This window comes from Nonomuraea basaltis (genome assembly GCF_005893125.1).
GTDB lineage: Bacteria > Actinomycetota > Actinomycetes > Streptosporangiales > Streptosporangiaceae > Nonomuraea > Nonomuraea basaltis.
Genome location: NZ_VCJS01000028.1, coordinates 30,905 through 56,674 on the forward strand (window position 1 = coordinate 30,905; position 25,770 = coordinate 56,674).

Consider the following 25,770-nt stretch of genomic DNA (forward strand, 5'->3'; position numbering starts at 1 on the left):
GTGACCGCTTCGGCTACTTCAGCCGGGTGTCGAGGCCCACCAGGGCGCGCTCGCGTGGATCGAGGATGGCGCCTTCGACGTCGGTGGAGACACCCTGCAGGACCTTTTCGTGGATGAGCGGCACGACGGCGTCGGTGGAGAGGACGGCGGCTTCGGCGGCCATCACCTTGTCCTGGCGCGTGCCGGCGCCGGACTCGGCGGCGGCCGAAATGGCCCGGTCGACGGCCGGTTCGGCGAGCCGGGTGATGTTGTAGGAGCCCTTGCTGGTGTAGTCGCTGGCCAGGTAGGCGACCGGGTCGCCGGTGTCGAGGAGGGTCACCCGGGAGAAGACGAGCGCGTCGTACTTCCCTGCGAGCAGATCGGCCTCCATCTGCGAATATTCACGGATGTCCTGCTTCACGGTGAATCCGGCTTTCTCCAGTTGTTGCTGGAGCACGCTGGCGACTTCGGGCAGCTCGGTGCGATTGGTGTAGGTGGCCAGCGTGATGGCTTTGCCGCCGGTCTGCTGCTTGACCTGCTCGGCGGTGGCGGCCTTCACGATGTGCTCGACGGTGACGTGCTTGTCCCGGGTCCAGGAGATGGCGGGGCCGAACAGTCCCTGGGCGGCGTCGGCGTAGCCGCCGAAGACGCTGTCCACGAGCGCGGTGGGCTCGACGGCCTCGCGGGCGGCGGCGCGCATCGCGGCGTCGCGGAAGACATCGCTGCCGGTGTTGAGCAGCAGGCTGTCGGTTCGGGTGGACGGGACCTCGTGGAGGGTTTCGGGTGCCAGGAGCTTGGCCTGGGAGGTGGGGATCCACTCGGCGATGTCGACGGATCCGCTGCGCAGGGCGTTGGCGCGAGCGGTGCCGTCGGAGATCCACGAGACGTCGATGCCGGTGGCCTTGGCCTTGCCGCCCCAGTAACCGTCGAAGCGGTCAAGGGTGGCTTGGGTCTTGCCCCCGAGCTTAGTGATCTTGAAGGGGCCGGTGCCGGTGCCGATCGGGCTGACGGCACCGTTGGATGCATATGCCTTCGGGGAGAGGATGCCCAGGGCGGGAGAGGCCAGGCGCAGCGGCAGGACGGGGTCGACGGCGGCGGTGGTGAGGACGACGGTGTCGGCGTCTTGCGCCTTGGCGGTCAGCTCGATGTCGCTCAGCACGCGCGGTGCCGGCTCGGCGTCGGAGGCGTGCGCGAGGGCGTTCACGACGGCCTCGGCGGTGACCTTCGTCCCGTCCTGGAATCGGGCGTCGCGTAGTTCGAAGGTCCAGGTGGTGTCGTTGGCCTGTTTCCAGGAGGCGGCGAGCGCGGGCGTCGCGGTGCCGTCGGCGTCGAGCCTGGTCAGGCCCTCGACGACGGAGAGCTTGCCCAGTACCGTGGCGTCGTTGCTGTACGGGGAGAGGGCCTGGACCGGTGGCACGGCCAGGGCGACTCTGATGCGCTGCTCGGATCGGGCGCCGCCTCTGCCGGCGGAGCCATCCGAGAAGCAGCCGGTGAGTAGCGGGGTAAGGAGCAGCGCCGCGGCGAGACGGAGGGGGATTTTGCGCATAAAAGTAGTCCTGTGGTGCCTGGTGTTGGCTAAGTCCGAATAAGGCTAGCCTAACTTAACAGTTTCGTTTTCAACCAACCGCCTGGCGGTCAGCGGGAGCCGAGGCGAAGGACGTCGAGGGCCGTCAGGGCCACGTGCAGCTCGGTGCGCCGCTGCCCGGACTCCAAGTCGGAGCCGAGCAGCCGTTGGATGGTGTGCAGCCGCTGATAGAGGGTCTGCCGCGACAGATCCGCCGCATGGGCGGCGACCGTCTTGTTGCCTGCGGCGTCCAGGTAGTGGCGCAGCGTGGACACCAGATCGGTGTTGTGCCTGTGGTCGTAGTCGATGAGCCGGCCCACCTGGCGCTCCACGTAGCCCTGGAGGCGCACGTCCGAGCGCAGCGCGTACAGCAGCTGCCGCAACCCGATGTCCGACAGCTCGTGGTACGACTTGCCGGAAGACGTGCCGGGCAGAGCCGACTCCGCGACGTGAGAGGCGTCCCGGAAGGACCGCGCGGCCTGGGAGAGGCCGGCCACTTCCGAGCCGACGCTCACAACCGCTTGCGGGACCAGTTCCATGGCGGCGCGGCCGATCAGCTCGACCGCGGGCCCCCACTGCTGGGTGTGCCGCAGCCCGACCAGCACACCGATCCGCCCGGCACCCAGCTCACCCACGAGCGCGGGGACGCCGGCCGCCGTGACCTCCTTCACCAGGCTTTCCTCGAGTTCCGCGATGCTGACGCCGGACTCGTCGCCGGGCAGGTCCACGAGGACCGCGACGTACCGGCAGTCGCGGGTGGGCAGGCCGAGCGCCGCCGCGCGGACCGTCGCCTCCCCGGCGGTCCGGTAGCGCTGCTCGGCCAGGTCCAGCAGGGCCCCGCGGTGCGCTCCGCGCTCCCAGACCACCGGATGGATGAGGCGGGAGATCGCCAGGGACATCGCCGCCCGTTCCAGCACCGTCGTGTCCTCCTGGCCGAACGCTCTGCCCGCGGGCCCGCGCGCCTGCTCGGCAGTCCGGTCGGGCAGCATGACCACGCGTCCGCAGCGCTCCCCCCGGTATTCCATCGGGCACACCAGCCATCCTTCCGGGCCACTCACCGACGCGGAGTCGGTCGGCGGCGTCGCTCGGGAGCGCCGCTCCCAATCCGTGAGGACTTCCTCCACCGTGCGGGCCGACGGCTCGCAGATCAGCGCCTGGTGCGCCTGGTTCTCCAGCACGACTGCCCGGCCGCTCATCTCGGCCGCGGCGCGCATCACCTCTGCGGCCCCGGCACCCCGCAAGGTCAGGCCGGTGAACGTCTCGTGGATCTCCTGTGTCCGGCGCAGCGTCTCCACCTGGTTGCCGAGCAGCAGCTCGTGGACGACCTGGGTGACCTCCAGGAAGTTGACGTCCATGGACAGCAGCACCAGCGGCAGATCACGTGCCCTGCATGCGCGCACCAGCTCCTCGGGCGGGCGGTGGTAGCGCCGGACGAGCTCCAGAACGAGACCGGCGGCGCCGACCGCGGCCAGCTCGTCGACGTAGCGCCGCACCAGCGCGGGTTCGCGGGGCAGCGGCATGCCCGTGGTCAGGACCAGCTCGCCGCCCTTGAGGAAGGACGCCGGGTCGGTCAGCTCTGTGATGTGCACCCAGCGGACCGAGCGCCCGAGCTCTGACTCGCCCGCGACCACCTGGGGCCGGCCGGCCGCCATGACGGGTAGGGCAAGCACGTCGGCGACGGTGAGCACGCGGCCGCGCACCGGCGCCGCGGCCGGCGATGGGACCTGATCCGGTGCTCCTGTCATGGCTCCTCACGGTACGTGACCCGGGTGACGTGCTGAAACGGCAGGTTGACACTTCGTCCAGAGAGGGGTCGCGGGGCGGACACATCATCCGTTGTCCGGCCATTGCGGCTCGGCGATGCTCGGATGCCAACGCGACCGACGACCAGCAGTCTGGGAGACGAGTATGACCAATCTGTCGCCGCACCTCCGCCAGGCGACCCCCGTGGTGGCGGTCCGTGGTGAGGGAGTTCACCTGTACGGTGAGGACGGCCGTCGCTACCTGGACTTCACCGCCGGCATCGGGGTCACGAGCACCGGCCACTGCCACCCCCGGGTCGTCGCCGCGGCCCAGGAACAGGTCGCCACGCTCATCCACGGTCAATACACGACCGTCATGCACCAGCCGCTCCAGCAGCTGGTCGCCGAACTGGGCGAAGTGCTCCCGGCGGGGCTGGACAGTCTGTTCTTCACCAACTCGGGCAGCGAGGCGGTGGAGGCAGCGCTGCGCCTGGCCCGCCAGGCGACCGGCCGGCCCAACATCGTGGTGTGTCACGGCGGCTTCCACGGCCGCACCGTGGCGGCCGCCTCCATGACCACCTCGGGCACCCGTTTCCGTTCGGGATTCGCGCCGCTGATGCCTGGCGTGGTGGTCACCCCGTTCCCTGCCGCATACAGGTACGGCTGGGACGAGGAGACCGCCACCCGCTTCGCTCTCCGGGAGCTCGACTACGTGCTGCAGACCATCTCCTCACCGGCCGACACTGCGGCGGTCGTCGTGGAGCCCGTGCTCGGCGAGGGCGGGTACGTGCCCGCGACCCGCGCCTTCATGGAAGGGCTGCGGGAACGGGCGGACCGGCACGGGTTCCTGCTCGTCATGGACGAGGTGCAGACGGGTGTGGGCCGCACCGGCCGGTTCTGGGGGCACGAGCACTTCGGCGTCGCCCCGGACATCCTGGTCACGGCCAAGGGCCTGGCCAGCGGCTTCCCCCTGTCCGGCATCGCGGCCTCCGAGGAGCTGATGAGCCGTGCCTGGCCAGGGACGCAGGGCGGCACGTACGGCGCCAACGCGGTCGCCTGCGCCGCCGCCGTCGCCACCCTGCGCACGGTCCGCGAGGAGCGTCTCGTCGAGAACGCCGAGGCCATGGGCAAGAGGCTGCGCGCCGGGCTGGAGGAGGTGGCCGCCGAGCACTCCTGCATCGGGGACGTGCGCGGGCTCGGCTTGATGCTGGCCAGCGAGTTCGTCACCGAGGACGGCGAGCCGGCGCCCGAGATCGCCGCCCGCGTCCAGCGAGCCGCCGTCGGGGAAGGATTGCTGCTGCTCCTGTGCGGCGCCTGGAACAACGTCGTGCGCATGATCCCAGCCCTGGTCATCGACGAGGCGGCGGTGGACGAGGGCCTCCGCGCCTGGGACGCGGCGGTGCGGGCTGGAGCAACAGGAAGGTGACCGCCCAAGACACCCTGGTGGAGCTGCTGGAGCGGACGGCTCCCGGGCTGGAGGTGGAGACGGGCGCGGGCCGGCGCGCGCAGTACGCGTACGACGCCTCCAACTACCGGGTGCCGCCGCTGGCCGTCGCCTTCCCCCGGTCGGCCGGTGACGTGCGGGCCGTCGTACGGGCCTGCCGCGAGCTCGGCGTCCCCGTCACCGCGCGCGGCGGCGGCACCAGCATGGCGGGCAACGCCGTCGGCCCGGGCGTCGTGCTGGACTTCTCCCGCCACATGCGCCGCGTCCTGGACCTCGACCCCCACCGGCGCACCGCCCGCATGGAGGCCGGGGTCGTCCTGGACGACCTGCGCGCGCTGGCGGCACGCGAGGGGCTGACGTTCGGGCCGGACCCGTCCTCGCACAGCCGCTGCACCCTCGGCGGCATGATCGGCAATGACGCCTGCGGTAACCGCTCGGTCCGGCACGGACGCACGAGCGCGCACGTGGAGTCCCTGGAGATCGTCACCGCCGACGGCGTCCTGGCGTACGCCGAACGCGGCGGGCTGCGTGCCGCCGACCCTGCCGACGGCGAGCAGATCGCCCAACTGGATAAGGACCTGCGGCGGCTCGTCGAGGAGAATCTCGCGCCGATCCGCACCGAGCTGGGCCGCATCCCGCGGCAGGTCTCCGGCTACCAACTCCAGCACCTGCTGCCGGAACGCGGCTTCGACGTCGCCCGCGCCCTGGTCGGCACCGAAGGCACCTGCGTGCTGGTCACGGGGGCCACCGTGCGGCTGGTGCCGGAGCCCGCGGCGACCGCCCTGCTCGTGCTCGGCTACGACGACGTGGTCGCCGCCGCCGAGGACGTGCCGGAGATCCTGCGCTGGTCCCCCGCCGCCGTGGAGGGCATGGACGAGGCCATCGTCGCCACCATGCGGGCCCGCCGCGGCACCGATTCCGTCACCGGCCTGCCGGACGGCCGCGCCTGGCTGTACGTCGAGCTCGACGGCGACGACCCGGCGGCGGTCGCCGCCCGGGCCCGCGATCTGCTGGGCGTGCTCCGCTCACGCGGGCGCCTGGTGGCCGGACGGGTCGTGGAGAGCCAGGCGGAACGCGGCTCGCTGTGGCGGGTCCGCGAGGACGGCGCCGGCCTGGCCGCCCGCCTGGTGGACGGCGGCGAGTCGTGGCCGGGCTGGGAGGACGCCGCCGTCGATCCGGATAACCTGGCCGCCTACCTGCGGGACTTCCGCGCCCTGCTGGCGGCGCACGAGCTCGGCGGAGTGCTGTACGGGCACTTCGGAGCGGGCTGCGTCCACGTGCGCATCGACTTCGACTGGTCCACGGACGACGGCAGGGCGGCGGCGCGACGGTTTCTGCGCGAGGCCGCGACGCTGGTCACCCGGCACGGCGGCACCCTGTCCGGAGAACACGGCGACGGACGCGCCCGCGGCGAGCTGCTGGAGATCATGTACGGGCCGCGCATGCTGGAGCTGTTCGCCGCCGTCAAGCGGCTGTTCGACCCGGAAAGACTGCTCAACCCCGGCGTCATCGTCGACCCGGCACCGCTCGACGCCGACCTTGCCCTCGACGTGCCCCCCGCCGCGCGCACCTGGCCCACCTTGACGCTTTTCCCGCAGGACACCGACGGTTTCGCCGGAGCGGTGCACCGCTGCGTCGGCGTCGGCCGCTGCCGCGCCGATTCGGGCGGGGTCATGTGCCCCAGCTACCGTGCCACCCGCGACGAGCGCGACTCCACGCGCGGCAGGGCACGGGTGCTGCAGGAGATGCTGCGCGGCGAGGCGATCACGGACGGCTGGCGCTCCGAGGAGGTGCGCGACGCGCTTGACCTGTGCCTGTCGTGCAAGGCGTGCTCGGCCGACTGCCCCACGGGCGTGGACATGGCCACGTACAAGGCGGAGTTCCTGCACCGGCACTACCGCGGCCGGCCGCGGCCCCGTACTCACTACTCCCTGGGCTGGCTGCCCGCGGTCGCGCGCGTGGCGACCCTGGCGGCCCGGCCGGTCAACGCGCTGCTGCGCGGCCCGGCCGGGCGCTTGCTGGCCCGGCTGGGCGGCATCGCGCCGCAGCGGCGGCTGCCCGCGTTCGCCCCTCGGCGGGCCCTGCGCACCGCCCTCTCCGCTACTTCCCCGGGCGCGCGGAAGCCACGGGCGTTGCTGTTCGTCGACAGCTTCACTGCGGCGTTCCGGCCGGACGTGGCGGCGGCCACCTCCCGGGTCCTCGCCGCCGCCGGCGTGCCCGCCGCGCCGCAGGTAGGGCTGTGCTGCGGGCTGACCTGGATCAGCACCGGCCAGCTGGGCGTGGCGCGCCGCATCATGGCGCGTACGGTCGCGCGGCTCGACGGCGGTCCGCACGCGGGGCTTCCGATCGTGGTGCCCGAGCCGAGCTGCGCGGCTGCACTCGCCCACGACCTCCCCAGGTTGCTCGGCACCGAGGCCGCCGAGCGGGTGGCCCGCCGGGTCCACACGCTCACCGCTGCCCTGGACGAACTCGCCGCGCCCGGATGGGAGCCGCCCCCGCTGCCCGGCCGGGTCGTGCTGCAGACCCACTGCCACGAGTACGCCCAGTTCCCCGGGCGCCGGCCACGCGACCTGCTGCACCGCCTCGGCGTGCGGGAGGTCGCCGAGGCGGAGGGCTGCTGCGGCCTGGCGGGCGACTTCGGCTTCGAGGCCCAGCACTACGACACCTCCATGGCCGTCGCCGACCTGGCCCTGCGCCCCAAGCTGGACGAATTGCGCGACGGGGTGGTGGTGGCCGACGGATTCGGCTGCGCCGCCCAGGTCGAGCACCTAGGCGCGGACCGGGGCATCGCCGCCCTGCACCTGGCGGAACTGCTCGACCCGGGCCCGGAGACGCAGACAGACACAACAGCTGAACGAAAGGCAGGCTCATAATGTCCTCACCCATCGAACGGGTGCCGAAGCGGCTGTTCATCGCCGGCCGGTGGGCCGACGCCGCGTCCGGCGCCACCATGCCCGTCGAAGACCCCGCCACCGGCCAGATCCTCTGTCACGTGGCCGACGCCGGACCCGAGGACGGGCGGCGCGCAGAGGAGGCGGCATTCGCCGCGCAGGAGGAGTGGGCGCGTACCGCGCCGCGTGCCCGCAGCGAGATCCTGCGCCGGGCGTACGACATCATCATCTCCCGCACCGACGAGCTGGCCCTGCTCATGACGTCCGAGATGGGCAAGCCGCTCGCGGAGGCGCGGGTCGAGGTGGCGTATGCGGCGGAGTTCTTCCGCTGGTTCTCCGAGGAGGCGGTGCGGATCGAGGGCGCGTACGGCACACTGCCCGACGGCCGCAACCGCATGCTGCTCATGCGCCGGCCGGTCGGGCCCTGCCTGCTGATCACCCCGTGGAACTTCCCGCTCGCCATGGGCACCCGCAAGATCGGCCCGGCGATCGCCGCCGGCTGCACGATGGTGCTCAAGCCCGCGCCGCAGACGCCGCTGTCGACTCTCGCGCTGGCCGCCATCCTGCAGGAGGCGGGACTGCCCGACGGCGTGCTGAACGTCGTCCCCACCTCCGGCCCCGGCGCGCTGGTGGAGCCGATGCTGCGCGGCGGGCGCATCCGCAAGCTGTCCTTCACCGGATCCACGCAGGTGGGGCGCACGCTGCTGGCCCAGTGCGCCGGCACCGTCGTGCGCGCCTCCCTGGAGCTGGGCGGCAACGCGCCGTTCATCGTCTTCGGCGACGCCGACCTGGACGTGGCCGTGGACGGCGCGATGGTGGCGAAGATGCGCAACATGGGCGAGGCGTGCACCGCCGCCAACCGGTTCTTCGTGCACACCTCCGTCGCCGACGAGTTCGCGGCACGGCTCGCCGAGCGCATGGGGTCGCTGGTCGTGGGGCCGGGCACCGAACCCGGCGTGGACGTCGGCCCGCTCATCGACCAGGCGGGCCGGGCAAAGGTCGCCGACCTCGTCGCCGACGCCGTCGAACGCGGCGCGAAAGTGCTGGTCGGTGGAGAGACCCCGGACGGTCCCGGCTGCTTCTACCCGCCCACGGTCCTCACGGGCGTCGATCCCGGCTCCCGGCTGCTGGGCACCGAGATCTTCGGACCGGTGGCGGCCGTGCTGACGTTCGACGACGAGGACGAGGTCGTCCGGGCCGCCAACGACACCGAGTGGGGGCTGGTCGCGTACGTGTTCACGCGGGATCTGAGCCGCGCGTTGCGTGTGGGCGAGCGGCTGGAAGTGGGCATGGTGGGCCTCAACACCGGATTGGTGTCCAACCCTGCGGCGCCCTTCGGCGGCGTCAAACAGTCGGGGCTGGGCCGGGAGGGCGGCCGGGTCGGCATCGAGGAGTTCCTCGAGTACAAGTACCTGGCCATACCGGCGTGAGCGGCCGTCCCCTCCTGGTCGCCCTGCACGACGGCACGCCGCTGCCGCACCCTGAACGCGTCGAGGCGCTGGCCGGCGTCCGCCACGTCGGCCAGGACGGCCTGGCTGACGCCTTGCCCGGTGCGGACGTGCTGCTCGTGGGCGGGGCCGGGTTCACCGGCATCGCGCGAGCCTGGCCGGCTGACCCGGCGCTCGCGCCGCGCTGGGTCCACGTGGCCGCCACCGGCGTGGAACACGTGCTGTTCGACGCGCTGGTGCGCGACCCTGGACTCACCTTGACCAACTCGCGCGGCATCTACGACGAGGCGATCGCCGAGTACGTCCTCGGCCTGATCCTCGCCATGGCGAAAGACCTGCCGGGCACTCTCGCTCACCAGCGGCGGCGCGAGTGGCGATGGCGGGAGAGCGAGCGGATCGGCGGCCGGACCGTCCTGGTGGCCGGCACGGGGCCGATCGGCCGGGCCATCGCCCGCCTGCTGCGTGCCGCCGGCATGCGGGTCAGCGGCGCGGGCCGTACCGGACGATCCGGCGATCCCGACTTCGGGACCGTGTACGGCGGCGGCGAGCTGCTCAGCGTGCTCGGCGAGGCCGACTACGTCGTGCTGGCCGCGCCCCTCACCCCGCAGACGCGCGGGATGGTCGACGAGCGGGCGCTGCGAGCCATGAAACCCACCGCCCGGCTCGTCAACGTGGGCCGCGGCGGACTGGTCGTGCAGGACGCTCTCGTGGACGCACTGCGCCGCGGGCGGCTCGCCGGGGCGGCGCTGGACGTCTTCGAGGAGGAGCCGCTACCGGGCAATTCGCCGCTCTGGGACCTGCCCGGGGTGATCGTCTCGCCGCACATGGCGGGCGACGTGCACGGCTGGCGGGAGGCGCAGGCCGAGCTGTTCCTCGACAACCTGCGCCGTTACCTCGCCGGCCGGCCGCTGCGCAACGTCGTGGACAAGGGAAGGGGTTATGTCACCGGCTGAGCCGTCGGGCGGTGATCTCCGCCGCCGTCTCGGCGACCAGGCGGCCCAGCTCGGGCAGCCGGTCCTCGTCGAAGCGTGAGTCCGGCATGGACACCGCCACCGCGGCGAGCGGCGTGCCGTTCGCCTCCAGGATCGGCGCGGCGATGGCGCAGACGTCCGCACGGTACTGGTTGCGGTTGACCGCGTACCCATCGCTCCGCACCTGCGCCAGCTCGGAGCGCAGCTCGTCGGGGTCGGTGACGCTCGCCTCACCGTAGCTCTCCAGCCCGCGCGCGACGACTTCGGCTACTTCGTTCGCGCTCAGGTGGGCGAGCACCACACGGCCGACCGCGGTGACATGCAGCGGCGAGGTGTCGCCGATCTGGTGAAAAGTGCGCACTGGCCGGTCGCAGTCGACCCGGTCCACCACGACCATGCAGTGCAGCCCGTCCGGCACCGACAGGTGGATCGTCTCGTTGACCGCGTCACGCAGCCGTACCATGGGCTCGCGCGCGGCGGCGAACAGGCTGGCGCCCTGAAGGGCGGCCGGGCGGACGGCCAGCACCCGCGCGCCGATCTCCCACCGCGTCGTGTCGCCTCGGCTGGCTCGCAACCATCCGGCCTCGTGCAACGTCACCAGCGTGCGTTGCACCGTCGACTTGGGGAGACCGAAGTGCTTGGCCAGCTCCCCCACGGTCACCGGCTGCTGCTGCGCGACGGCCTCCAGGATCCGGAGGCTGCGCGTCACGCTCTTCATCTCCACACGATCTCCCAAGGTAAATAGCAGGTAACCACCGGTACACACCCTCTTGACGGGGAAGCCGCCGCGTCTTAATAATGCCAAATAGTAGCACGCCGTTCCACAATGTGGCACGGCAGCGCCGGAGCCCGACACATGGAGCGGGCCGTTCCCCATCCAAGTCATCCACTGGAGCGCTGGTCAATGGCCGGCATCCCTCCCCCGAAAGGAACCCCCTGTGGCAGCGAGGAAGCGTGTCGCGGTCGTCGGCGTCGGGACGATGGGCAGCCAGGCCGCCTGGCGGCTGGCCGCCCGCGGAGCCGAGGTCGTCGGCTTCGACCGTTTCGCCCCCGGACACGACCGCGGCGCCGCGGGCGGCGAGACGCGGATCTTCCGCAGCGCCCACTTCGAGGACTCCCGGTACGTGCCGCTGCTGCGGCACGCCGACGGCCTGTGGCGGCGGCTGCAGGAGGAGACCGGGCGCGAGCTGCGCCGCCTGACCGGCTGCCTGCTCATGGGGCCGACCGAGCACCACCAGATGGCCACCGTCCTTCAGTCCATCGCCGAGCACGATCTCGACCACGAGGTGATCGACGCCGAAGCGCTGGCCAAGCGATTCCCGCAGTACCGCATCGAGGACGGCGACGCCGCCGTCCTCGACCGCCACGCGGGGTTCCTGCGCCCGGAGCTGACCGTCCTGTCGGCCGCGCGCCGCGCTGAAGAGCTGGGCGCCAAGATCCACCGCTACACGCCCGTACGGGAGATCGCCCCCTCCGGGGACGGGGTAGTGATCAGCACCGACGCCGGGAGCGAGCGCTTCGACGCGGCGGTGGTGACCGTCGGCCCGTGGGTGAACGACCTGCTGCCGGATCTGCCGTGGGAGGTCGACGTCCGGCGGGTGGTCAGCGCCTGGTTCGTGCCGGTCGGCGACACCTGGGCCGGCGAGGAGCGGCCGGCGTTCATCCGCACCGCGCCCGTCCACTGCTACGGCCTGCCCTCGCCCGACGGAGTCACGGTGAAGATGGGCCTGTCGCGGCAGTTGCACCGGCCGGTGGCCGACCCCAACAGCCTCGACCGCACGGTGCAGCCGGAGGAGCTGGACGTCTTCACCGAGCTGCTGCGGCGCCACCTGCCCGGCCTGCTCCCCGACCCGGTGCGGCTGTCGGTCTTCATGGAGGGCTACACCGAGAGCAGCCGGCCCCTCGTCGGCCCGCTGCCCGGCGCCGAGAACGCGATCCTGCTGGCCGGGTTCTCGGGCCATGGCTTCAAGCTGTCGCCCGCCATGGGCGACATCGCCGCCGACCTGGCGCTTGACGGCCACACCGACCAGCCCATCGAGTTCATGACGACGCTCGGCCGCACGGCCGCCTGAATGAGGTATGAGATGACCTGGACCATCGCCACTCTGACCGCCGAACCCGGTGCCAAGACCAGCGGCACCGTTACCGTGGACCTCGGCACGACCATCGCCGACGTCCCGCTGATCCTCATCCACGGCTCCCGTCCCGGCCCCACCGTGGTCATCACCGGCGGGGTCCACGGCGGCGAGTTCGCCGGAATCAGCGCCGCCGCTCAGCTCGCGGCCCGGTTGCAGCCCGACGACGTGCTCGGCCGGATCGCGATCTGCCCCGTCTCCAACCCGCCCGCCGTCTACGGGGGCCGCCTCAACGTCTCGCCGCTCGACGGCGTCAACATCAACCGGGTCTTCCCCGGCGACCCCGCCGGCGGGCCGACCGAGCGGATGGCCGCCTGGCTGTTCGAGCACCTCATCCCCGGCACCGACGCCTACGCCGACCTGCACAGCGGCGGCATCGACCAGACCTTGCTCAACTTCGTCGGCTACCGTCTCACCGGCGACGACGCCCTCGACGCCAGGAACCGCGCGATGGCGCACGCCGTCGGCTACGAGTACGTGGTGTTCGGCCGCTCCGCCGACGGCGGCAACAGCCACGCCGCCGCCAACCGCCTCGGCATCCCCGCCGTCCTCATCGAGACCGGCCAGCGCGGCGACCGCGACCCGGCTACCGTGCGGACCCTGCTGGACGCCCTGCACCGGCTGCTGAACCACCTCGGCGCACTCGACGACCCCGCGCCCGCACCGGCGGCCACGCCCTCACCCGAGTGGGAGTGGACGGGCTTCGTGGACTCGCCCGCCACCGGCCTGTGGTACCCGGACGCCGCCACCGGCGACGAGGTCACCGAAGGGCAGACCATCGGCCGGATCATCGACCCCGTCGGCGGCGGCGAACACAAGGTCACCGCCACGGCCACCGGAACGATCCTCTACGGCATGAACGGCCTCACCGTCGTCCCCGGCACCGAGCTGGCGGCCATCGCCGTCCTCGCCTGACCACTCCCCGAACCGCCACCATCCCCCATCCCCGGAGGTACCGCCATGACAAATTCACCGATCGGAAGGCGGGCACTGTTGCGCGGCGCCGCCGCGCTGGCCGCCCTGCCGGCGCTCGCCGCCTGCGGCACCGGCACCAGCCGCTCCACTGGTGCCAGCGTCTCCACCGGCTCGAGCGCCAAGACGGTGGCCGTCCGCGACAGTGGCGGGGCCTACGGCGAGGCACTCAAGAAGGCGATCTACGACCCGTTCACCAAGGAGACCGGCATCACCGTCCAGGTCGCCAACCTCGATGGCGCCCAGGTCCTGGCCCAGATCAACCAGGGTCGCCCTCAGGTCGACCTCATCAACATCACGATGATGGACGGCGCCAAGTTCATCCGCGAGAACGCCCTGGAGAAGCTGGACCTCGACCGGATCAAGAATCTCAAGATCGCCAAGCTGCCCGAGAACCAGATCACCGAATACGCCGTCTCCCACAGCTTCTACGCCCAGTGCATGGCGTACCGCACCGACGCCTTCGACGGCCGTAAGCCGGAGTCCTGGGCCGACTTCTGGGACGCCAAGGCTTTCCAGGGCGGCCGCTCGATGTGCAACCCGGACGCCGACCTGCCCGAGCTGGAGTTCGCGCTGCTGGCCGACGGCGTCCCGATGGACCAGCTGTACCCGCTCGACGTGGACCGCGCCTTCAAGGTGCTGGACCGGATCAGGTCCGGCGTCAAGAAGTACTGGGACAGCGGCCCGCTCCCCGGCATGCTGCTCACCCGCCAGGAGGTGACCATGACCACCGTCTGGCACGGCCGCCTCGCCGACCTGGTCAAGCAGGGCGTCCCGGTCGCGGCCCAGCTCAACGGCGCCCGCCGCCAGTTCCAGGGCTACGCCATCGCCAAGGGCGCGGCCAACCTGGACGCCGCCTACCAGCTCTTCGACTACTCGATGCACCCCGACGTCCAGGCCCGCCTGGCCATGGCGTACCCGTCGAACCCGTCTTCCCCTCTGGCCTACGACAAGATCAGCGAGGAGGTGCGCAACGGCCTCGCCGGTGCGCCGCAGTACTACGACAAGGGCTTCGACGCGGACATCGACTGGTGGCTCAAGAACGAAGCGGCGGTCAGCAAGCGCTGGCTGGGGTGGGCTCGTGGCTGAATTCGGGGGAGCCGGACCGTCCGTCGAGGTGGCCGGCGCCAAGACGGCCACCTCGACCGGCAAACCGCTGTCAGTAGTGGCCCTGCGCAAGACGTACGGGGACGCCGTCGCCGTCGACGAGGCGTCCATGGAGATCGCCGCCGGGGAGTTCGTCACCTTCCTCGGCGCCTCCGGGTCAGGTAAGACCACGACCCTGATGATGATCGCCGGTTTCTGCGATCCGGATTCCGGCACCATCACCGTCGGGGGCCGCGACGTGACCCGGCTGGCCCCGCAGAAGCGAAACCTCGGTTTCGTGTTCCAGCAGTACCTGCTCTTCCCGCACATGACCGTCGGCGAGAACGTCGCGTTCCCGCTGCAGCTGCGTGGCGTGCCGAAGGACGAGATCCGGCGGCGGGTCGGGGAGACGCTGGAGATGGCGGGCCTGTCGGGCTTCGCCGGTCGCCGGCCGCGCGAGCTGTCCGGCGGGCAGCAACAGCGCGTGGCTCTGTGTCGTGCGCTGGTCTATCGCCCGCCGGTCATCCTCATGGACGAGCCGCTGGGCGCGCTGGACAAGAAGCTGCGCGACCAGCTCCAGGTCGAGATCAAGGCCATCCAGCAGGAGCTCGGCCTGACCGTCATCTACGTGACGCATGACCAGGAGGAGGCGCTGGTCCTGTCCGACCGCATCGCGGTGATGCGCAACGGCAGGATCGAGCAGTTCGACACACCCAGGGAGCTGTTCGAGCGGCCGAGGACGCCCTTCGTCGCGGACTTCCTGGGCGCGGCCAACTTCCTGCCCGGCCGCGTGGAACAGCAGACCGGCGCGCACACCATGGTTCGCCTGGACCGGAGCGGTGGCCTGCTGAAGACACGGCGCCACGAGCTGGCCACCGGTGTCCCGGTCAAGATCGCCGTCCAACCGGGTCGGCTGCGGGTGTGCGCACCGGATGACGGGTTCTGCACCGGCACGGTGGAGAACGCGACGTACGTGGGCAGTGTGGTGCGTGCCGGTGTGCGGGTCGACGGCGGTGACGCCCCGCTGTTGCGCCTGGAGGTACCGGCCGGCCGCGCACCCGTCACCGGCGAGCGGGTCGGGATCAGCGCGGATCCCGACGACGTCAACCTCTTCCCCAGCGAACAGGACGGGTGAGCGATGGCCGCCACCCTCGCCGGCGCCCCCGCCCGCCCTCGCCGGCTGCTGGCCTCCCGCAGGACCCGGATCGGCATCCTCTACGCCCTGCCGGCCGTGGTCTACCTGCTGGCGCTGTTCGTCTACCCGATCTTCAGCACGCTGCTGCTCAGCGTGAAGGACCTCGACGGGGCCCTGACGCTGCACTGGTACGTCGACGCGCTGACGGGCGTGAACCTGTCCGTGCTGTTCACCACGCTGCGGATCTCCGCCGAGACGGCGCTGTTCAGCCTGGTCATCGGGTTCCTCCTGGCGAACGCGATCTCCCGGCTGCGGCCCCTGCTGGCCGGACTCGCCATGCTGATCGTCGTCGTCCCGCACTTCATCAGCGCCCTGGTGCGCACCTACGGATGGATCATCATGCTCGGCGACAAGGGCCTGGTGAACCAGGTGCTCGTCGGCCTGGGGGTCCCCGGGGCGCCGTACCAGCTGCTCTACAACGAGATCGGCGTGGTCATCGGCACCACCGCGGTGATGCTGCCGTACACCGTGCTGCTGCTGTACGGCGTGATGCGCGGCGTGGACCGCAGGCTGCTCGCCGCCGCGGCCAGCATGGGGGCCGGCCGCCTGGTCATCTTCCGCCGGGTCTACCTCCCGCTGGTCGCTCCCGGACTGGCCACTGCCGGACTGCTCAGCTTCATCCTCTCGCTCGGCTACTACATCACCCCGGCCCTGATGGGCAGCCCCAACCAGACGATGATCGCCACCCTCATCAACCAGCAGGTGATGAAGGAGAACCGGTGGAACGGGGCGGCCGCCGAGGGCGTCATCCTGCTGCTGCTGACCTTCGCCGGTCTGCTTCTGGTCAAGCTCGTCAGCTCCCTCGGCGAGGCGAAGAAGAGGAGCGCGTCATGATCGGACTGCGTAGCACCCTCACCGGGCGGATCGCGCTGACCGCGGCTGCCACCGTGATCCTGCTGTTCCTGGCGCTGCCGATCGTCGTGATCGTCGTCACCTCGTTCAGTAAGAGCGCCTTCGCATCGTTCCCGCCGGACTCCTGGTCGCTCGGCTGGTACCGGACGCTGTTCGCCGACGGCAGCAAATGGCCGGGCGCCCTGTCGCTGAGCGCCTTCATCGCCTCGATCAGCACCGTGTTCTCACTGATCATCGGTGTGACCGCGGCGACCGCGCTGACCCGCAGCGAACTGCCGCTGCGCTCCGCGGTCTACGCCCTGGTCCTGGGGCCGCTGGTCATCCCGCACATCGTCACCGCCCTGGGCCTGTTCCTGCTCTTCGAGCCCGCCTCGATGCTGGGCAGCCCGCTCGCGATCGCCCTGGGGCACACCGTGATGGCCTCGCCGATCGCGGTGCTGATCCTCGTCGCGACGCTGCGCGGAATCGATGAACGCCTGGAGGACGCCGCGGCGAGCATGGGGGCAGGCCGCCTGACGATCGCTCGGCGGATCACCTTCCCCCTGGCCGCGCCGGGGATGGTCGCGGCGGCGATCTTCTCTTTCATCACCAGTTTCGATGATTTCTACGTCTCCCAGTTCCTGTCTTCCGTCGGCACCCTCACCCTGCCGGTGCAGATCTACAACTCCTTGATGTTCGACATCGATCCCAGCGTGACTGCGATCAGCGCGCTGCTGATCGCCTTCGCGATCCTCGCCCTCGTGCTGGTCGGGCTGGTGCGCTGGCTCGGCTCCGGCCGGCAGAACGCCCTGCTGTCGGTCGAAACCGCCACGACCCTCGGTGCTCCGGGCGAGGAGGCGCTGTGAACGCCACCCAGGCAGCGGAGCGTCACCTGCTGCTCAACATGACCGCGAACGGCTCGGTCGGCGAGGGCGGCAAGGAGCTGTTCGTCGTGACCCGCGGCGACGGCCCCTACGTGTACGACTCGGCCGGCACCCGCTACATCGACGGCATGTCCGGGCTCTACTGCGCCCAACTCGGCTACGGCTACGCCGGCGAGATCGCCGAGGCGTCCGACCGGCTCATTTCCTTCGAAAGGTAGAAACCCATGACCTACACCATCGGCCCGGTCAGCTGCGCACCCGGCGAGCGCGCCCAGGGCCTGATCCCCGTCGGCGTCAGCACGTACGGCGTCGACCTGGGCATCCCGCTGATCGTGGTCAACGGCGCCGAGCCCGGTCCGGTCCTGTGCGTGGACGGCGGCGTGCACGGCGACGAGTACGACGGCATGGAGGCCGTCCGCCGCGTCCTCGCCGAGACCGACCCGGCCACGCTGCGCGGCACCCTCGTCGGCATCCCCTGCGTGAACACCCCCGCCTTCGAGGCGGCCGCCCGCGCCAGCGGCCTCGACCATGCCAATCTCAACCGCATCTTCCCCGGCGACCCCGACGGCTCCTACTCGCTGCGGCTGGCCGCCGCCTTCGTCGAGCAGGTCATCCCGGCCGTGGACGCCCTGGTCGACCTGCACACCGGCGGCGCGTACGGCGAGATCGCGCCGCTCACCATCGTCCAGGGCGGCTACGAGGAGCTGGCCACCGGCATCGGCCTGGCCGCCGGCCACCCGCTGATCTGGAAGGGCGGCAAGTGGGGCGGCACCGCCCGCCTGTCGGCGCTGCAGGCCGGCAAGCCCGCCATCACCATCGAGGCCGGCGGCGGCACCTACCGGGAGGAGACGGTCTCCCTGCACGTGCGCTCCGTCCGCAACGTCATGCGGCAGCTCGGCATGATCGACGGCGCGGCGGAGTTGCTCGGCTCGTACACGGAGGTCAGCGGCACCTTCGCCCGCTCGGCCGCAGGCGGCTTCTTCCTCGGCCATGCCGACCCCGGCGAGGAGTGCAAGCAGGGCGACCTCATCGGCCGTGTCGTCGACCACTACGGCGCCACCCTGGAAGAGATCCGCGCCCCGCAGGACGGCATCGTGCTGTGGGTGCGCCGCATCCGCACCGTCCGCACCGGCGACGAGGTCGTCATCTTCGGCGCGGTCGAAGGGGAGATCCGGCCGTGACCAGCGGTTCAGTGCGCGAGCTGCTCATCGACGGCAAGAGGGTCCCCGCCCGTGACGGGGCCACCTTCACCGTCGTCGACCCGGCCCGCGGCACCCCCATCGCCGAGGTGTCCCGCGGCGGCCCCGCCGACATCGACAGTGCGGTGGCCGCCGCCGGCGCCGCGCTCGTCTCGCCCGGCTGGGCGTGCCTGCGGCCGGCCGAGCGCGGCCGGCTGCTCACCCGCATCGCCCAGGAGATCCGCCGCCAGGCCGGCGACCTGGCCGAGCTGGAGAGCCTGGACGTGGGCAAGCCGCTACGCCAGGCCCACGCCGACGTCGAGGCGGCGGCCCGCTACTTCGAGTTCTACGCCGGCATCGCCGACAAGCTCGGCGGCGCCACGATTCCGCTCGGCCGCGGCCTGCTCGACTACACCGTCCGTGAGCCGATCGGCGTGTCGGGGCAGATCATCCCGTTCAACTACCCGCTGCAGAACACCGCCCGCGGCGCGGCCCCCGCCCTCGCGGCCGGGTGCACCGTCGTGCTCAAGCCGTCGCCGGAGGCGCCGCTGACGCCGCTGGAGATCGGGCGCATCGCGCTGGAGTGCGGGCTGCCGCCCGGGGTGCTCAACGTGGTGCCAGGAGACGGCGTGACCGGCGCGGCCCTGGCCGGCCACCCCGGTATCGACCAGGTGACGTTCACCGGCTCGGTGCCGACCGGGATCAAGGTCGCGCAGGCCGCCGCCGCGAACGTGGTGCCGTCGGTCGTGGAGCTGGGCGGCAAGTCGCCCGCCATCGTCTTCGCCGACGCGGACTTCGACCAGGCGCTCGCCGGCGTGGCGGCCTCGGGGTTCGGCAACGCCGGGCAGACGTGCTCCGCCGGCACCCGGCTGCTGCTGCAGCGTGGCGCCGAGGAGTTCCTCGACCGGCTCGTGGCGCACGCCGCGTCCCTGCGCCTCGGGCCGGGCCTGGACGACCCCGACATGGGGCCGCTGGTGTCGGCGCGGCAACGCGACCGCGTGGAGACGTACCTGGATCTGGCCCGTCAGGAGGGCGCCACCATCCGCACCGGCGGCGGACGGCCCGGGGACCCGGCACTCGCCGACGGCTACTTCATCGAGCCGACCGTCCTGACCGGGCTGACCAACGCCGCGCGATGTGCGCGGGAGGAGATCTTCGGGCCCGTCCTCACGGTCATCGAGTTCGGCGATGCCGATGAGGCCCTCGCCATCGCCAACGACAGCCCGTACGGACTGTCGTCGTACGTGTGGACCCGCGACATGACCACCGCGATGCGGCTCGCCGAAGGCGTCAGGGCAGGCCAGGTGTACGTCAACGCAACCGGCGTCGGCACCGGCGTCGAGCTGCCCTTCGGCGGCTACAAGCACAGCGGGTGGGGCCGCGAGAAGGGCCTGGAGGCGCTGAACGGCTACACCCAGCTCAAGAACGTCTGCCTCGGCTTCGGGACGCCCCGATGAGCGACATGCGCTACCGCAGGCTCGGCCGCGACGGCCCGCTGGTGTCCGTGGTGGGCGTCGGCGGCCTGGCCGCACTGCCCCAGGTGGGCTCCGTCATCTGCGGGGCGATGACCCCGCAGCAGGTCACCGCCAACGCGGCGGCGGCCGGCTGGACCCCGGACGCGGCCGACGTGGCCGCGCTCGATCACATCGTGCCGCCCGGCGAACGGGTGGTCTGAACACCATGAGGTTGAACGACATGCGACAGGTAGTCACCTTCGACGCCTACGGAACCCTGATCGACTTCCAGCTCGGGCCCACCACGCTGAAGATCCTCGCCGACCGGCTGGACCTCGACGGGCTCAACGTGGAGGAGTTCCTCGACGACTTCCGCGTCATGCGCTTCCAGGCCGTGCTGGAGGCGTACCGCCCCTACCACGAAGTGCTGCACTCCAGCCTGCGCAACGCCATGCGCCTGCACGGCCTCGACTACCGCACCTCCGACGGCGACGCCCTGGTCGAGGCGGTGCCCACATTCGGGCCGTGGCCCGAGGTGCCCGACGCACTGCGCGCGCTCAAGACCAAGTACGAGATCGCGATCATCTCCAACTCCGACGACGACCTCATCAAGCACAACGTCGCCAACATCGGGGTCGAGTTCGACCACGTCATCACCGCCGAGCAGGCCAGGGCCTACAAGCCGGACCGCCAGGCCTTCGAGCACGCCTTCAAGGTCATGGACGTCGAGCCGTCCCAGGTGATCCACACCGCCCAGGGCTGGGAGTACGACCACATCCCCACCCGCGACCTCGGCCTCGAGCGGCGCGTGTGGATCAACCGCTACCGCCGCCGCGGCAGCTCCGACTACCAGCCCTACGACGAGCTGAACGACCTGTCGGGCCTCCCCGCACTGCTCGGCTGCTGAGAACGGAACCCACGATGAAGCAGATCCCGTACTGGCTCGACACCGCGCCCCCGCTGCCCGACCGCTCCGGCAGGCCGCTGCCGGACGAGGCCGACGTGGTGGTCATCGGCGGCGGGCTGACCGGCCTGTCCACCGCCCTGCACACCGCCGGCAAAGGCGCCCGCGTCGTCCTCATCGAGAAGGACAAGGTCGGCTCGGGCGCCTCCGGGCGCAACGGCAGCATGTGCACCCAGGGCATCACCATCACCACCGGCCAGGCACGCGAACGCTACGGCCAGGAGCGCGCCCGCGAGCTGTACGACTCCTTCCGCCACGCCGTCGACCTCGTGGAGGAGCTGACGCTCAAGGAAGGCATCGACTGCGACTTCCGCCGCTCCGGCCGCTTGGGTGTCGCCTTCAAACCGGCTCACTTCGAGCGGATGCGTGCCAAGCAACGCGATCTCGCCGAGAACTTCGGCCACGAGACCACCCTCATCGGGCCCAGCGAGCTGCGGACCGAGCTGGGCTCGGACTACTACCACGGCGCGCTGCTCGACCCGCTCAGCGCGGGACTGCACGTCGGCAAGTACGTGCACGGTCTGGCCGAGGCCGCCGAGCGCGCCGGCGCGGAGATCCACGAGCGCAACGCCGCCACTGAGTTGCGGCGCATGCCCGGGGGCGGTTTCGAGGTGGAGACGCTGAACGGTCTCATCCGGGCCAGGCAGGTCGTCGCGGCGACCGACGCCTACAGCGACGGCGCGCTTTCATGGTTGCGTAAGCGGCTCATCTGCGTCGGCAGCTTCATCATCGTCACCGAGCCGCTGGGCGAGGAGCTGGCCCGCGAGATCATCCCGAACGCCCGCCTGGTGGTCGACTCCAAGAACATCGGCCACTACATCAGGCTCACCCCGGACAACCGGCTCGCCTTCGGCGGCCGGGCCCGCTTCGCTCCGTCCGACCCGGCCTCCGACCGCAAGAGCGGCGCGGTGCTCAAGCGGGAGATGGCCGAGATCTTCCCCCAGCTCGCCAATGTCCGGATCGACTATGTGTGGGGAGGCAGCGTCGGCTTCAGCTACGACCGCATCCCGCACGCCGGCGAGAACAACGGCCTGTACTACTCGGGGGGTTACTGCGGCCACGGCGTGCAGATGGCCACCTACATGGGACGCGCGCTCGCCGAGATGATGGACGGCCGCCCCGAGGTCAACCCGTGGCGCGGGCTCGGCTTCCCCAAGGTGCCCGTGCCCTTCTACAACGGCACCGCCTGGTTCCTGCCATTCGCCGGCGCCTACTACAAGGCGAAGGACCGCTTCCGCTGACGCGTGCCGACCGGCCCCCGCGATCCGGCGTCCTCGCGGTCGGCGGCCTGGGCCGTCCGGCCGCGGGGGCTCAGAATCGTGCCACGTCGGTCACGATCCGGACGACGGGCAGGCGTTCCCGCCGACCCCGGCCTCGTCGCCTGCGGCGACTTCCTCATCGAAGGCGGCATGGCGGCCGCGCACCGGCTGACGCCTCGATCCTGATCATCGTCCTGGGCATCGGAAGCCATGGCCGCCCATGTTTTGATCATGGCACGTGGCGCCACGCCATGGATCCTGCATCTCATAGCACGCCAACGCCAGGTATGGATGACGGTCGCCGTGCTCGGCGCGTGCCCCAACCCCCGGACATCCGTACGGGCTGATTGTCTGGAAGACCGACCCCGGCCTATCTCAGGCCACCGACGGACAGCCCTCCGCGCCAGTGCCGCTGAAGCGTGAAGAAGGCGATGACGAGGGGCACGACCGACACGAGCGCGCCCATGATGATGAGGCTCCAAAGGGAGGTGCTGCCCGCGTTGTTCGCCGAGGCGATTCCCTGCCAGAGGCCGAGTCCGACGGTGACGGGGAAGAGGCGGTTGTCGGAAAGCATGGCGAGAGGCAGGAAGTAGTTGTTCCAGGACGCCACGGCGGACAGGAGCAGCACTGTGACCACCGCCGGCCGCATCAGGGGGAATGCGACCTGGAGGAACGTTCGTATCTCACCCGCACCGTCGGCCCGCGCCGCGTCCAGGATCTCGTCGGGAACCGCGTCGCGCGCGTAGACGTGCATCAGGTAGACGCCGAACGGGTTGAGCAGTGACGGGAGGATCACCGCCCAGATCGTGTTGGTCAGGCCGAACTCGGAGAACATCATGAAGGTGGGGATCACCAGGGCCGTCGCCGGCACCATCAACGCGCCGAGCACGAGTGAGAAGCTGAAGCGCCTGGCGGCGAATCGGTACTTGGCGAATCCGTAGCCGGCCAGGACGGCCAGGACCGTGGCGCCGACGCCGCCCGCGAGTGCGTACAGCGTGGAGTTGAGTATCCATCTACCGTAGATGCCGTTGTCATAGGTGAACAGTTGCTCGAGGTTGCCGAGGTGGTCGATCCGGTCGGCGAACCACAGGGTGTTGCCGCCCCCGAACAGGCCGGGGGCATCCTTGGAGCTGTTGACGATGACCCACCAGAACGGCACGAGGAAGTACACGACCAGGAAGCCGAGGAGCACCTGCAGGGGGAGATGGTGTTGTGGCCGGCGGCGGACGCCGGCGCGGGAACGGACGCTCATCACAGGAAGCTCCTCCGCTGGCGGGTGAAGAACAGGAAGGCGTAGACGCCGACGAAGACGATCCCGCCGAGAGCGAAGGAGATCGCCGATCCGTAGTTGAAGTTCGCGAGTGCGAATGCCTGCTGATAGGCGTACATGTTGGGGGTGAAGTCCGGTCCGATCGTGCCGGCCGCGAGGGAACGCAGAATTTGCGGTTCGTTGAAGAATTGCAGGGTGCCGATGAGCGAGAAGACCAGGATCAGGAGCAGCGCGGGGGCGATCAGTGGGATTTTGATCCGGAGTGCGATCTGCCATTTTCCGGCGCCGTCCATGCGGGCGGCCTCGTAGAGTGCCGGGTCGATGCCCTGGAGCGCCGCGTACAGGATGATCATGTAGTAACCGGCCCACTGCCAGGTGACGACGTTGACCAGGCCGTAGAAGATCAGGTTGCTGCTGAGGAAATCAGGCGGGGCGGCGCCGAACAAACCGAAGATATCGGAGAGCGGCCCGAAGCTCTTGCTGTACAGAAATCCCCACATGACGGCCCCGATGACCGTGGGGATCGCGTAGGGGAGAAAGATCATGAGACGGGAGAAGTGGGTGAACAGCGAGGTCACGGCATCCAGGATCAGGGCCATCGCGAGTGCGATGATGATCTGCAGTGGGATGGAGACCAGCGAGAAGCGGATGACGAACCATGACCCGGAAAGGAAACTCGGGTCGGTGAACGCCTTCACGTAATTGTCGAGGAAGACGAAGCTGGTGCCGCCGATCAGCCTCTTCTGGAAAAGGCTGAGGTACAGCGCGTACGCGAGCGGCGCGATGAGCAATGCCAGAAAGACGATCCCGAATGGCCCGACGAAGAGCCACCCCATCAAATGCTCGCGGAGGCGCACCTTGCCGCGAATTTTGTGTGTCCTGTCTTGGCTGCTTGGCGCACTCTTCTCGATCATGAGGGTCAACCTGGACTCCGGGATGTCGATGCTGGGGGATCGCGGGTGGGCCGGCCGGTGGAGGACGGCCCACCCTTTCGGTCACTGAACGGTGAAGCCTTGCTCTTTGGCGTACTTCGCCACGTCCTCCTGAAGCCGGTCTGCGGCCTGCGCACCGGTGACGGAGCCGTCGATGAGTGCACTGACCTGTTTTGTCATGGCGTCGAAGTAGTACTGGCCGAACGGGCTGTAGGTGACGCCCTTGTAGGCGTTGGCCGCGGGAACGTAGACCTCCTTGTTCGCCTGCTGGCCGTCGAAGAACGCGACCTTCAGGTTCACGAACTCGGGATCGTTGAGCGCCTTCAGGTTCAGCGGGAAGATGATCTGGTTGGTCCAGCCGTCGGTGAGCGACTCCTTGTCGGCGTAGAGGCCGTAGGCGACCTTCGCCGCGAGTTCGGGGTTCTTCGCCTGGCTTGTCACGGAGAAGGCAGACCCGCCCCAGTTCACCTGCACCGGATTTCCGGGATCCCACTGCGGGAGCGGCGCCACCGCGAACTTGCCGGTGTCCTCGCCCTTGCCGACGCCGGCACCGGTGAGGTAGCCGGGCGCCCAGGCCGCCGAGACGTACGTCGCGTACTTACCGTTGATCACACCGGAGATGTACTCCGGGGTGAACTGGTCCTGTGTTCCGACCAGCCCGTTCTTCGCCAGGCGCCCCCAGTAGTCGAGCACGTCTTTGGAGGCCTGGTCGTTCAGCTTGACGCCGATCGAGCTCTGCTGCGCCGGGTCGTAGGTGAACGGGGCCGCGCCCTTCTGGATCTGCAGCGCCATGGTGAGGGCCGACACGTTCGCGGCGAAGTCGCCGAACGCCGGACCACCCGCGTCCTTCATCTTCTGGGCCGCCTGCTCGTACTCGGCCCACGTCTTCGGCGGCGTGATGTCGTACTTCTTGAGGATGTCCTTCCGGTAGATCATCGCCATCGGGCCGCCGTCGACCGGCACGCCGTAGACCGCGTCACCGACCGAGACGTCCTTCCACGCGCCCTCGCTGTAGTCGGCCTTGACCGCGTCGAAGCCATACTTCTTGATGTCGACGAGCGCGTTCTGGATCTGGAAGGTCGGGATCCTGTCCATCTCGATCATGATCACGTCGGGTGCGCCGGTTCCCGCCGAGATGGCCGTCTGGAACTTGTCGTACTCGTCACTGCCCTGGCCGACGTTGGTCCAGCAGACCTGCACCTCGCCGTTCTGCTTGTTGAAGTTGTCGACGACGAGCTGCATGTTGGGGTACCAGCCCCACATCGTCACGACTGGCAGATTCTTGTTGGGGATCGTGTTCGTGCAGTTGCTCGCGCCGCTGCCGCTCGCGGTGTTCGCGCCCCCTCCCCCGCCGGAGGAGCAGGCCGCGAGCACGCTTGCGAGCACGGTTGCGGCGGCGAGCTTGGCCACCGCAGAGAGCCATTTCTTGTTCATTGGCATATTCCCTTGGGGATCGCGGCGCACGAAGGTTCATGCGCCGCCGTTGAAACCGAGCGATCGGCCGGGACGGGGCACGGGTGACGCGACCCGCGCCCGTCCTTCGCGCCGATCCTCCTGTGAGCGCTAACAGA

At 70.4% G+C, this 25,770-nt stretch carries 22 protein-coding genes; 16 read left to right on the forward strand and 6 right to left on the reverse strand.

Annotated elements, in window-relative coordinates; all coding sequences use genetic code 11:
* Nucleotides 1–13: 13 nt before the first annotated feature.
* Together EJK15_RS15890 and EJK15_RS15895 are read right to left on the reverse strand one after the other, a co-directional pair.
* Entirely contained in the window at nt 14–1,525 is a 1,512-nt protein-coding gene (locus tag EJK15_RS15890) for an ABC transporter substrate-binding protein (protein WP_138711197.1), read from the reverse strand.
* Between the two features lie 89 nt (nt 1,526–1,614).
* The gene (locus EJK15_RS15895) at nt 1,615–3,288 is read right to left on the reverse strand and encodes a PucR family transcriptional regulator (protein WP_138711198.1); all 1,674 of its coding nucleotides are present in this window, start codon (nt 3,286–3,288) and stop codon (nt 1,615–1,617) included.
* Between the two features lie 163 nt (nt 3,289–3,451).
* Here EJK15_RS15895 and EJK15_RS15900 point away from each other — a divergent pair, with 163 nt between their 5' ends.
* From EJK15_RS15900 to EJK15_RS15915, 4 genes are read left to right on the forward strand one after another with little or no spacing between them, the layout of a single operon-like run.
* Complete coding sequence (locus EJK15_RS15900) at nt 3,452–4,711, forward strand: aspartate aminotransferase family protein (RefSeq protein WP_138711199.1); 1,260 nt, start codon at nt 3,452–3,454, stop codon at nt 4,709–4,711.
* Entirely contained in the window at nt 4,708–7,602 is a 2,895-nt protein-coding gene (locus tag EJK15_RS15905) for an FAD-binding and (Fe-S)-binding domain-containing protein (protein ID WP_138711200.1), read from the forward strand. The genes EJK15_RS15900 and EJK15_RS15905 overlap by 4 nt, the downstream gene beginning before the upstream one ends.
* Complete coding sequence (locus EJK15_RS15910) at nt 7,602–9,050, forward strand: NAD-dependent succinate-semialdehyde dehydrogenase (protein ID WP_206060875.1); 1,449 nt, start codon at nt 7,602–7,604, stop codon at nt 9,048–9,050. The genes EJK15_RS15905 and EJK15_RS15910 overlap by 1 nt, the downstream gene beginning before the upstream one ends.
* Complete coding sequence (locus EJK15_RS15915) at nt 9,047–10,021, forward strand: D-2-hydroxyacid dehydrogenase (protein WP_138711201.1); 975 nt, start codon at nt 9,047–9,049, stop codon at nt 10,019–10,021. Before EJK15_RS15910 ends, EJK15_RS15915 begins: the two co-directional genes overlap by 4 nt.
* Here the strand turns inward: EJK15_RS15915 and EJK15_RS15920 are convergent.
* Complete coding sequence (locus EJK15_RS15920; RefSeq protein ID WP_138711202.1) at nt 10,011–10,757, reverse strand: IclR family transcriptional regulator; 747 nt, start codon at nt 10,755–10,757, stop codon at nt 10,011–10,013. The two genes, EJK15_RS15915 and EJK15_RS15920, sit on opposite strands and share 11 nt — an antisense overlap.
* 220 nt (nt 10,758–10,977) lie before the next feature.
* On the opposite strand from EJK15_RS15920, the gene solA reads away from it, so the two are divergent.
* The 12 genes from solA to EJK15_RS15980 are packed head-to-tail and all read left to right on the forward strand — an operon-like array spanning nt 10,978 to nt 21,979.
* Nucleotides 10,978–12,111, forward strand: coding sequence for an N-methyl-L-tryptophan oxidase (gene solA, locus EJK15_RS15925; protein WP_138711203.1), 1,134 nt, complete (start codon nt 10,978–10,980; stop codon nt 12,109–12,111).
* A gap of 12 nt (nt 12,112–12,123) precedes the next feature.
* Nucleotides 12,124–13,089 carry a M14 family metallopeptidase gene (locus EJK15_RS15930; RefSeq protein ID WP_138711204.1) on the forward strand — a complete coding sequence of 322 codons (966 nt, stop codon included), beginning with the start codon at nt 12,124–12,126 and terminating at the stop codon, nt 13,087–13,089.
* Nucleotides 13,090–13,134: 45 nt separating this feature from the next.
* Entirely contained in the window at nt 13,135–14,235 is a 1,101-nt protein-coding gene (locus EJK15_RS15935) for an ABC transporter substrate-binding protein (RefSeq protein WP_138711205.1), read from the forward strand.
* On the forward strand, nt 14,228–15,367 hold the full coding sequence (locus tag EJK15_RS15940; RefSeq protein WP_138711206.1) for an ABC transporter ATP-binding protein: 1,140 nt from the start codon (nt 14,228–14,230) through the stop codon (nt 15,365–15,367). Before EJK15_RS15935 ends, EJK15_RS15940 begins: the two co-directional genes overlap by 8 nt.
* 3 nt (nt 15,368–15,370) lie before the next feature.
* Complete coding sequence (locus tag EJK15_RS15945) at nt 15,371–16,261, forward strand: ABC transporter permease (RefSeq protein WP_138711207.1); 891 nt, start codon at nt 15,371–15,373, stop codon at nt 16,259–16,261.
* Nucleotides 16,258–17,124 (forward strand): ABC transporter permease, encoded by an 867-nt coding sequence (locus EJK15_RS15950; RefSeq protein ID WP_138711208.1) that lies wholly within the window; start codon nt 16,258–16,260, stop codon nt 17,122–17,124. Before EJK15_RS15945 ends, EJK15_RS15950 begins: the two co-directional genes overlap by 4 nt.
* Nucleotides 17,121–17,360 (forward strand): hypothetical protein, encoded by a 240-nt coding sequence (locus EJK15_RS15955; protein ID WP_206060876.1) that lies wholly within the window; start codon nt 17,121–17,123, stop codon nt 17,358–17,360. The genes EJK15_RS15950 and EJK15_RS15955 overlap by 4 nt, the downstream gene beginning before the upstream one ends.
* Before the next feature lie 6 nt (nt 17,361–17,366).
* Entirely contained in the window at nt 17,367–18,323 is a 957-nt protein-coding gene (locus EJK15_RS15960; RefSeq protein ID WP_138711209.1) for a succinylglutamate desuccinylase/aspartoacylase family protein, read from the forward strand.
* Nucleotides 18,320–19,777, forward strand: coding sequence for an aldehyde dehydrogenase family protein (locus tag EJK15_RS15965; protein WP_138711210.1), 1,458 nt, complete (start codon nt 18,320–18,322; stop codon nt 19,775–19,777). Before EJK15_RS15960 ends, EJK15_RS15965 begins: the two co-directional genes overlap by 4 nt.
* The gene (locus tag EJK15_RS15970; RefSeq protein ID WP_206060877.1) at nt 19,774–19,995 is read left to right on the forward strand and encodes a hypothetical protein; all 222 of its coding nucleotides are present in this window, start codon (nt 19,774–19,776) and stop codon (nt 19,993–19,995) included. The genes EJK15_RS15965 and EJK15_RS15970 overlap by 4 nt, the downstream gene beginning before the upstream one ends.
* Nucleotides 19,996–20,015: 20 nt before the next feature.
* Entirely contained in the window at nt 20,016–20,681 is a 666-nt protein-coding gene (locus EJK15_RS15975; RefSeq protein ID WP_138711211.1) for a haloacid dehalogenase type II, read from the forward strand.
* A gap of 14 nt (nt 20,682–20,695) precedes the next feature.
* Nucleotides 20,696–21,979: an NAD(P)/FAD-dependent oxidoreductase gene (locus tag EJK15_RS15980; RefSeq protein ID WP_138711212.1), complete on the forward strand. Its 1,284-nt coding sequence runs from the start codon at nt 20,696–20,698 to the stop codon at nt 21,977–21,979.
* Nucleotides 21,980–22,367: 388 nt separating this feature from the next.
* Here the strand turns inward: EJK15_RS15980 and EJK15_RS15985 are convergent, their stop codons facing one another.
* The 3 genes from EJK15_RS15985 to EJK15_RS15995 form a co-directional block, all read right to left on the reverse strand.
* Nucleotides 22,368–23,249 carry a carbohydrate ABC transporter permease gene (locus tag EJK15_RS15985; RefSeq protein ID WP_138711213.1) on the reverse strand — a complete coding sequence of 294 codons (882 nt, stop codon included), beginning with the start codon at nt 23,247–23,249 and terminating at the stop codon, nt 22,368–22,370.
* On the reverse strand, nt 23,249–24,181 hold the full coding sequence (locus EJK15_RS15990; protein WP_171074333.1) for a carbohydrate ABC transporter permease: 933 nt from the start codon (nt 24,179–24,181) through the stop codon (nt 23,249–23,251). The genes EJK15_RS15985 and EJK15_RS15990 overlap by 1 nt, the downstream gene beginning before the upstream one ends.
* Before the next feature lie 81 nt (nt 24,182–24,262).
* Complete coding sequence (locus EJK15_RS15995) at nt 24,263–25,633, reverse strand: ABC transporter substrate-binding protein (protein ID WP_138711215.1); 1,371 nt, start codon at nt 25,631–25,633, stop codon at nt 24,263–24,265.
* Nucleotides 25,634–25,770: the final 137 nt, after the last annotated feature.

Bases quoted from the DNA above. Each gene is read 5' to 3' on its own strand.
- EJK15_RS15890 (WP_138711197.1), bottom strand. From the start codon at position 1,525: ATGCGCAAAATCCCCCTCCGTCTCGCCGCGGCGCTGCTCCTTACCCCG.
- EJK15_RS15895 (WP_138711198.1), bottom strand. From the start codon at position 3,288: ATGACAGGAGCACCGGATCAGGTCCCATCGCCGGCCGCGGCGCCGGTG.
- EJK15_RS15900 (WP_138711199.1), top strand. From the start codon at position 3,452: ATGACCAATCTGTCGCCGCACCTCCGCCAGGCGACCCCCGTGGTGGCG.
- EJK15_RS15910 (WP_206060875.1), top strand. From the start codon at position 7,602: ATGTCCTCACCCATCGAACGGGTGCCGAAGCGGCTGTTCATCGCCGGC.
- EJK15_RS15920 (WP_138711202.1), bottom strand. From the start codon at position 10,757: ATGAAGAGCGTGACGCGCAGCCTCCGGATCCTGGAGGCCGTCGCGCAG.
- EJK15_RS15930 (WP_138711204.1), top strand. From the start codon at position 12,124: ATGACCTGGACCATCGCCACTCTGACCGCCGAACCCGGTGCCAAGACC.
- EJK15_RS15935 (WP_138711205.1), top strand. From the start codon at position 13,135: ATGACAAATTCACCGATCGGAAGGCGGGCACTGTTGCGCGGCGCCGCC.
- EJK15_RS15945 (WP_138711207.1), top strand. From the start codon at position 15,371: ATGGCCGCCACCCTCGCCGGCGCCCCCGCCCGCCCTCGCCGGCTGCTG.
- EJK15_RS15950 (WP_138711208.1), top strand. From the start codon at position 16,258: ATGATCGGACTGCGTAGCACCCTCACCGGGCGGATCGCGCTGACCGCG.
- EJK15_RS15960 (WP_138711209.1), top strand. From the start codon at position 17,367: ATGACCTACACCATCGGCCCGGTCAGCTGCGCACCCGGCGAGCGCGCC.
- EJK15_RS15970 (WP_206060877.1), top strand. From the start codon at position 19,774: ATGAGCGACATGCGCTACCGCAGGCTCGGCCGCGACGGCCCGCTGGTG.
- EJK15_RS15975 (WP_138711211.1), top strand. From the start codon at position 20,016: ATGCGACAGGTAGTCACCTTCGACGCCTACGGAACCCTGATCGACTTC.
- EJK15_RS15980 (WP_138711212.1), top strand. From the start codon at position 20,696: ATGAAGCAGATCCCGTACTGGCTCGACACCGCGCCCCCGCTGCCCGAC.
- EJK15_RS15985 (WP_138711213.1), bottom strand. From the start codon at position 23,249: ATGAGCGTCCGTTCCCGCGCCGGCGTCCGCCGCCGGCCACAACACCAT.
- EJK15_RS15990 (WP_171074333.1), bottom strand. From the start codon at position 24,181: ATGATCGAGAAGAGTGCGCCAAGCAGCCAAGACAGGACACACAAAATT.
- EJK15_RS15995 (WP_138711215.1), bottom strand. From the start codon at position 25,633: ATGAACAAGAAATGGCTCTCTGCGGTGGCCAAGCTCGCCGCCGCAACC.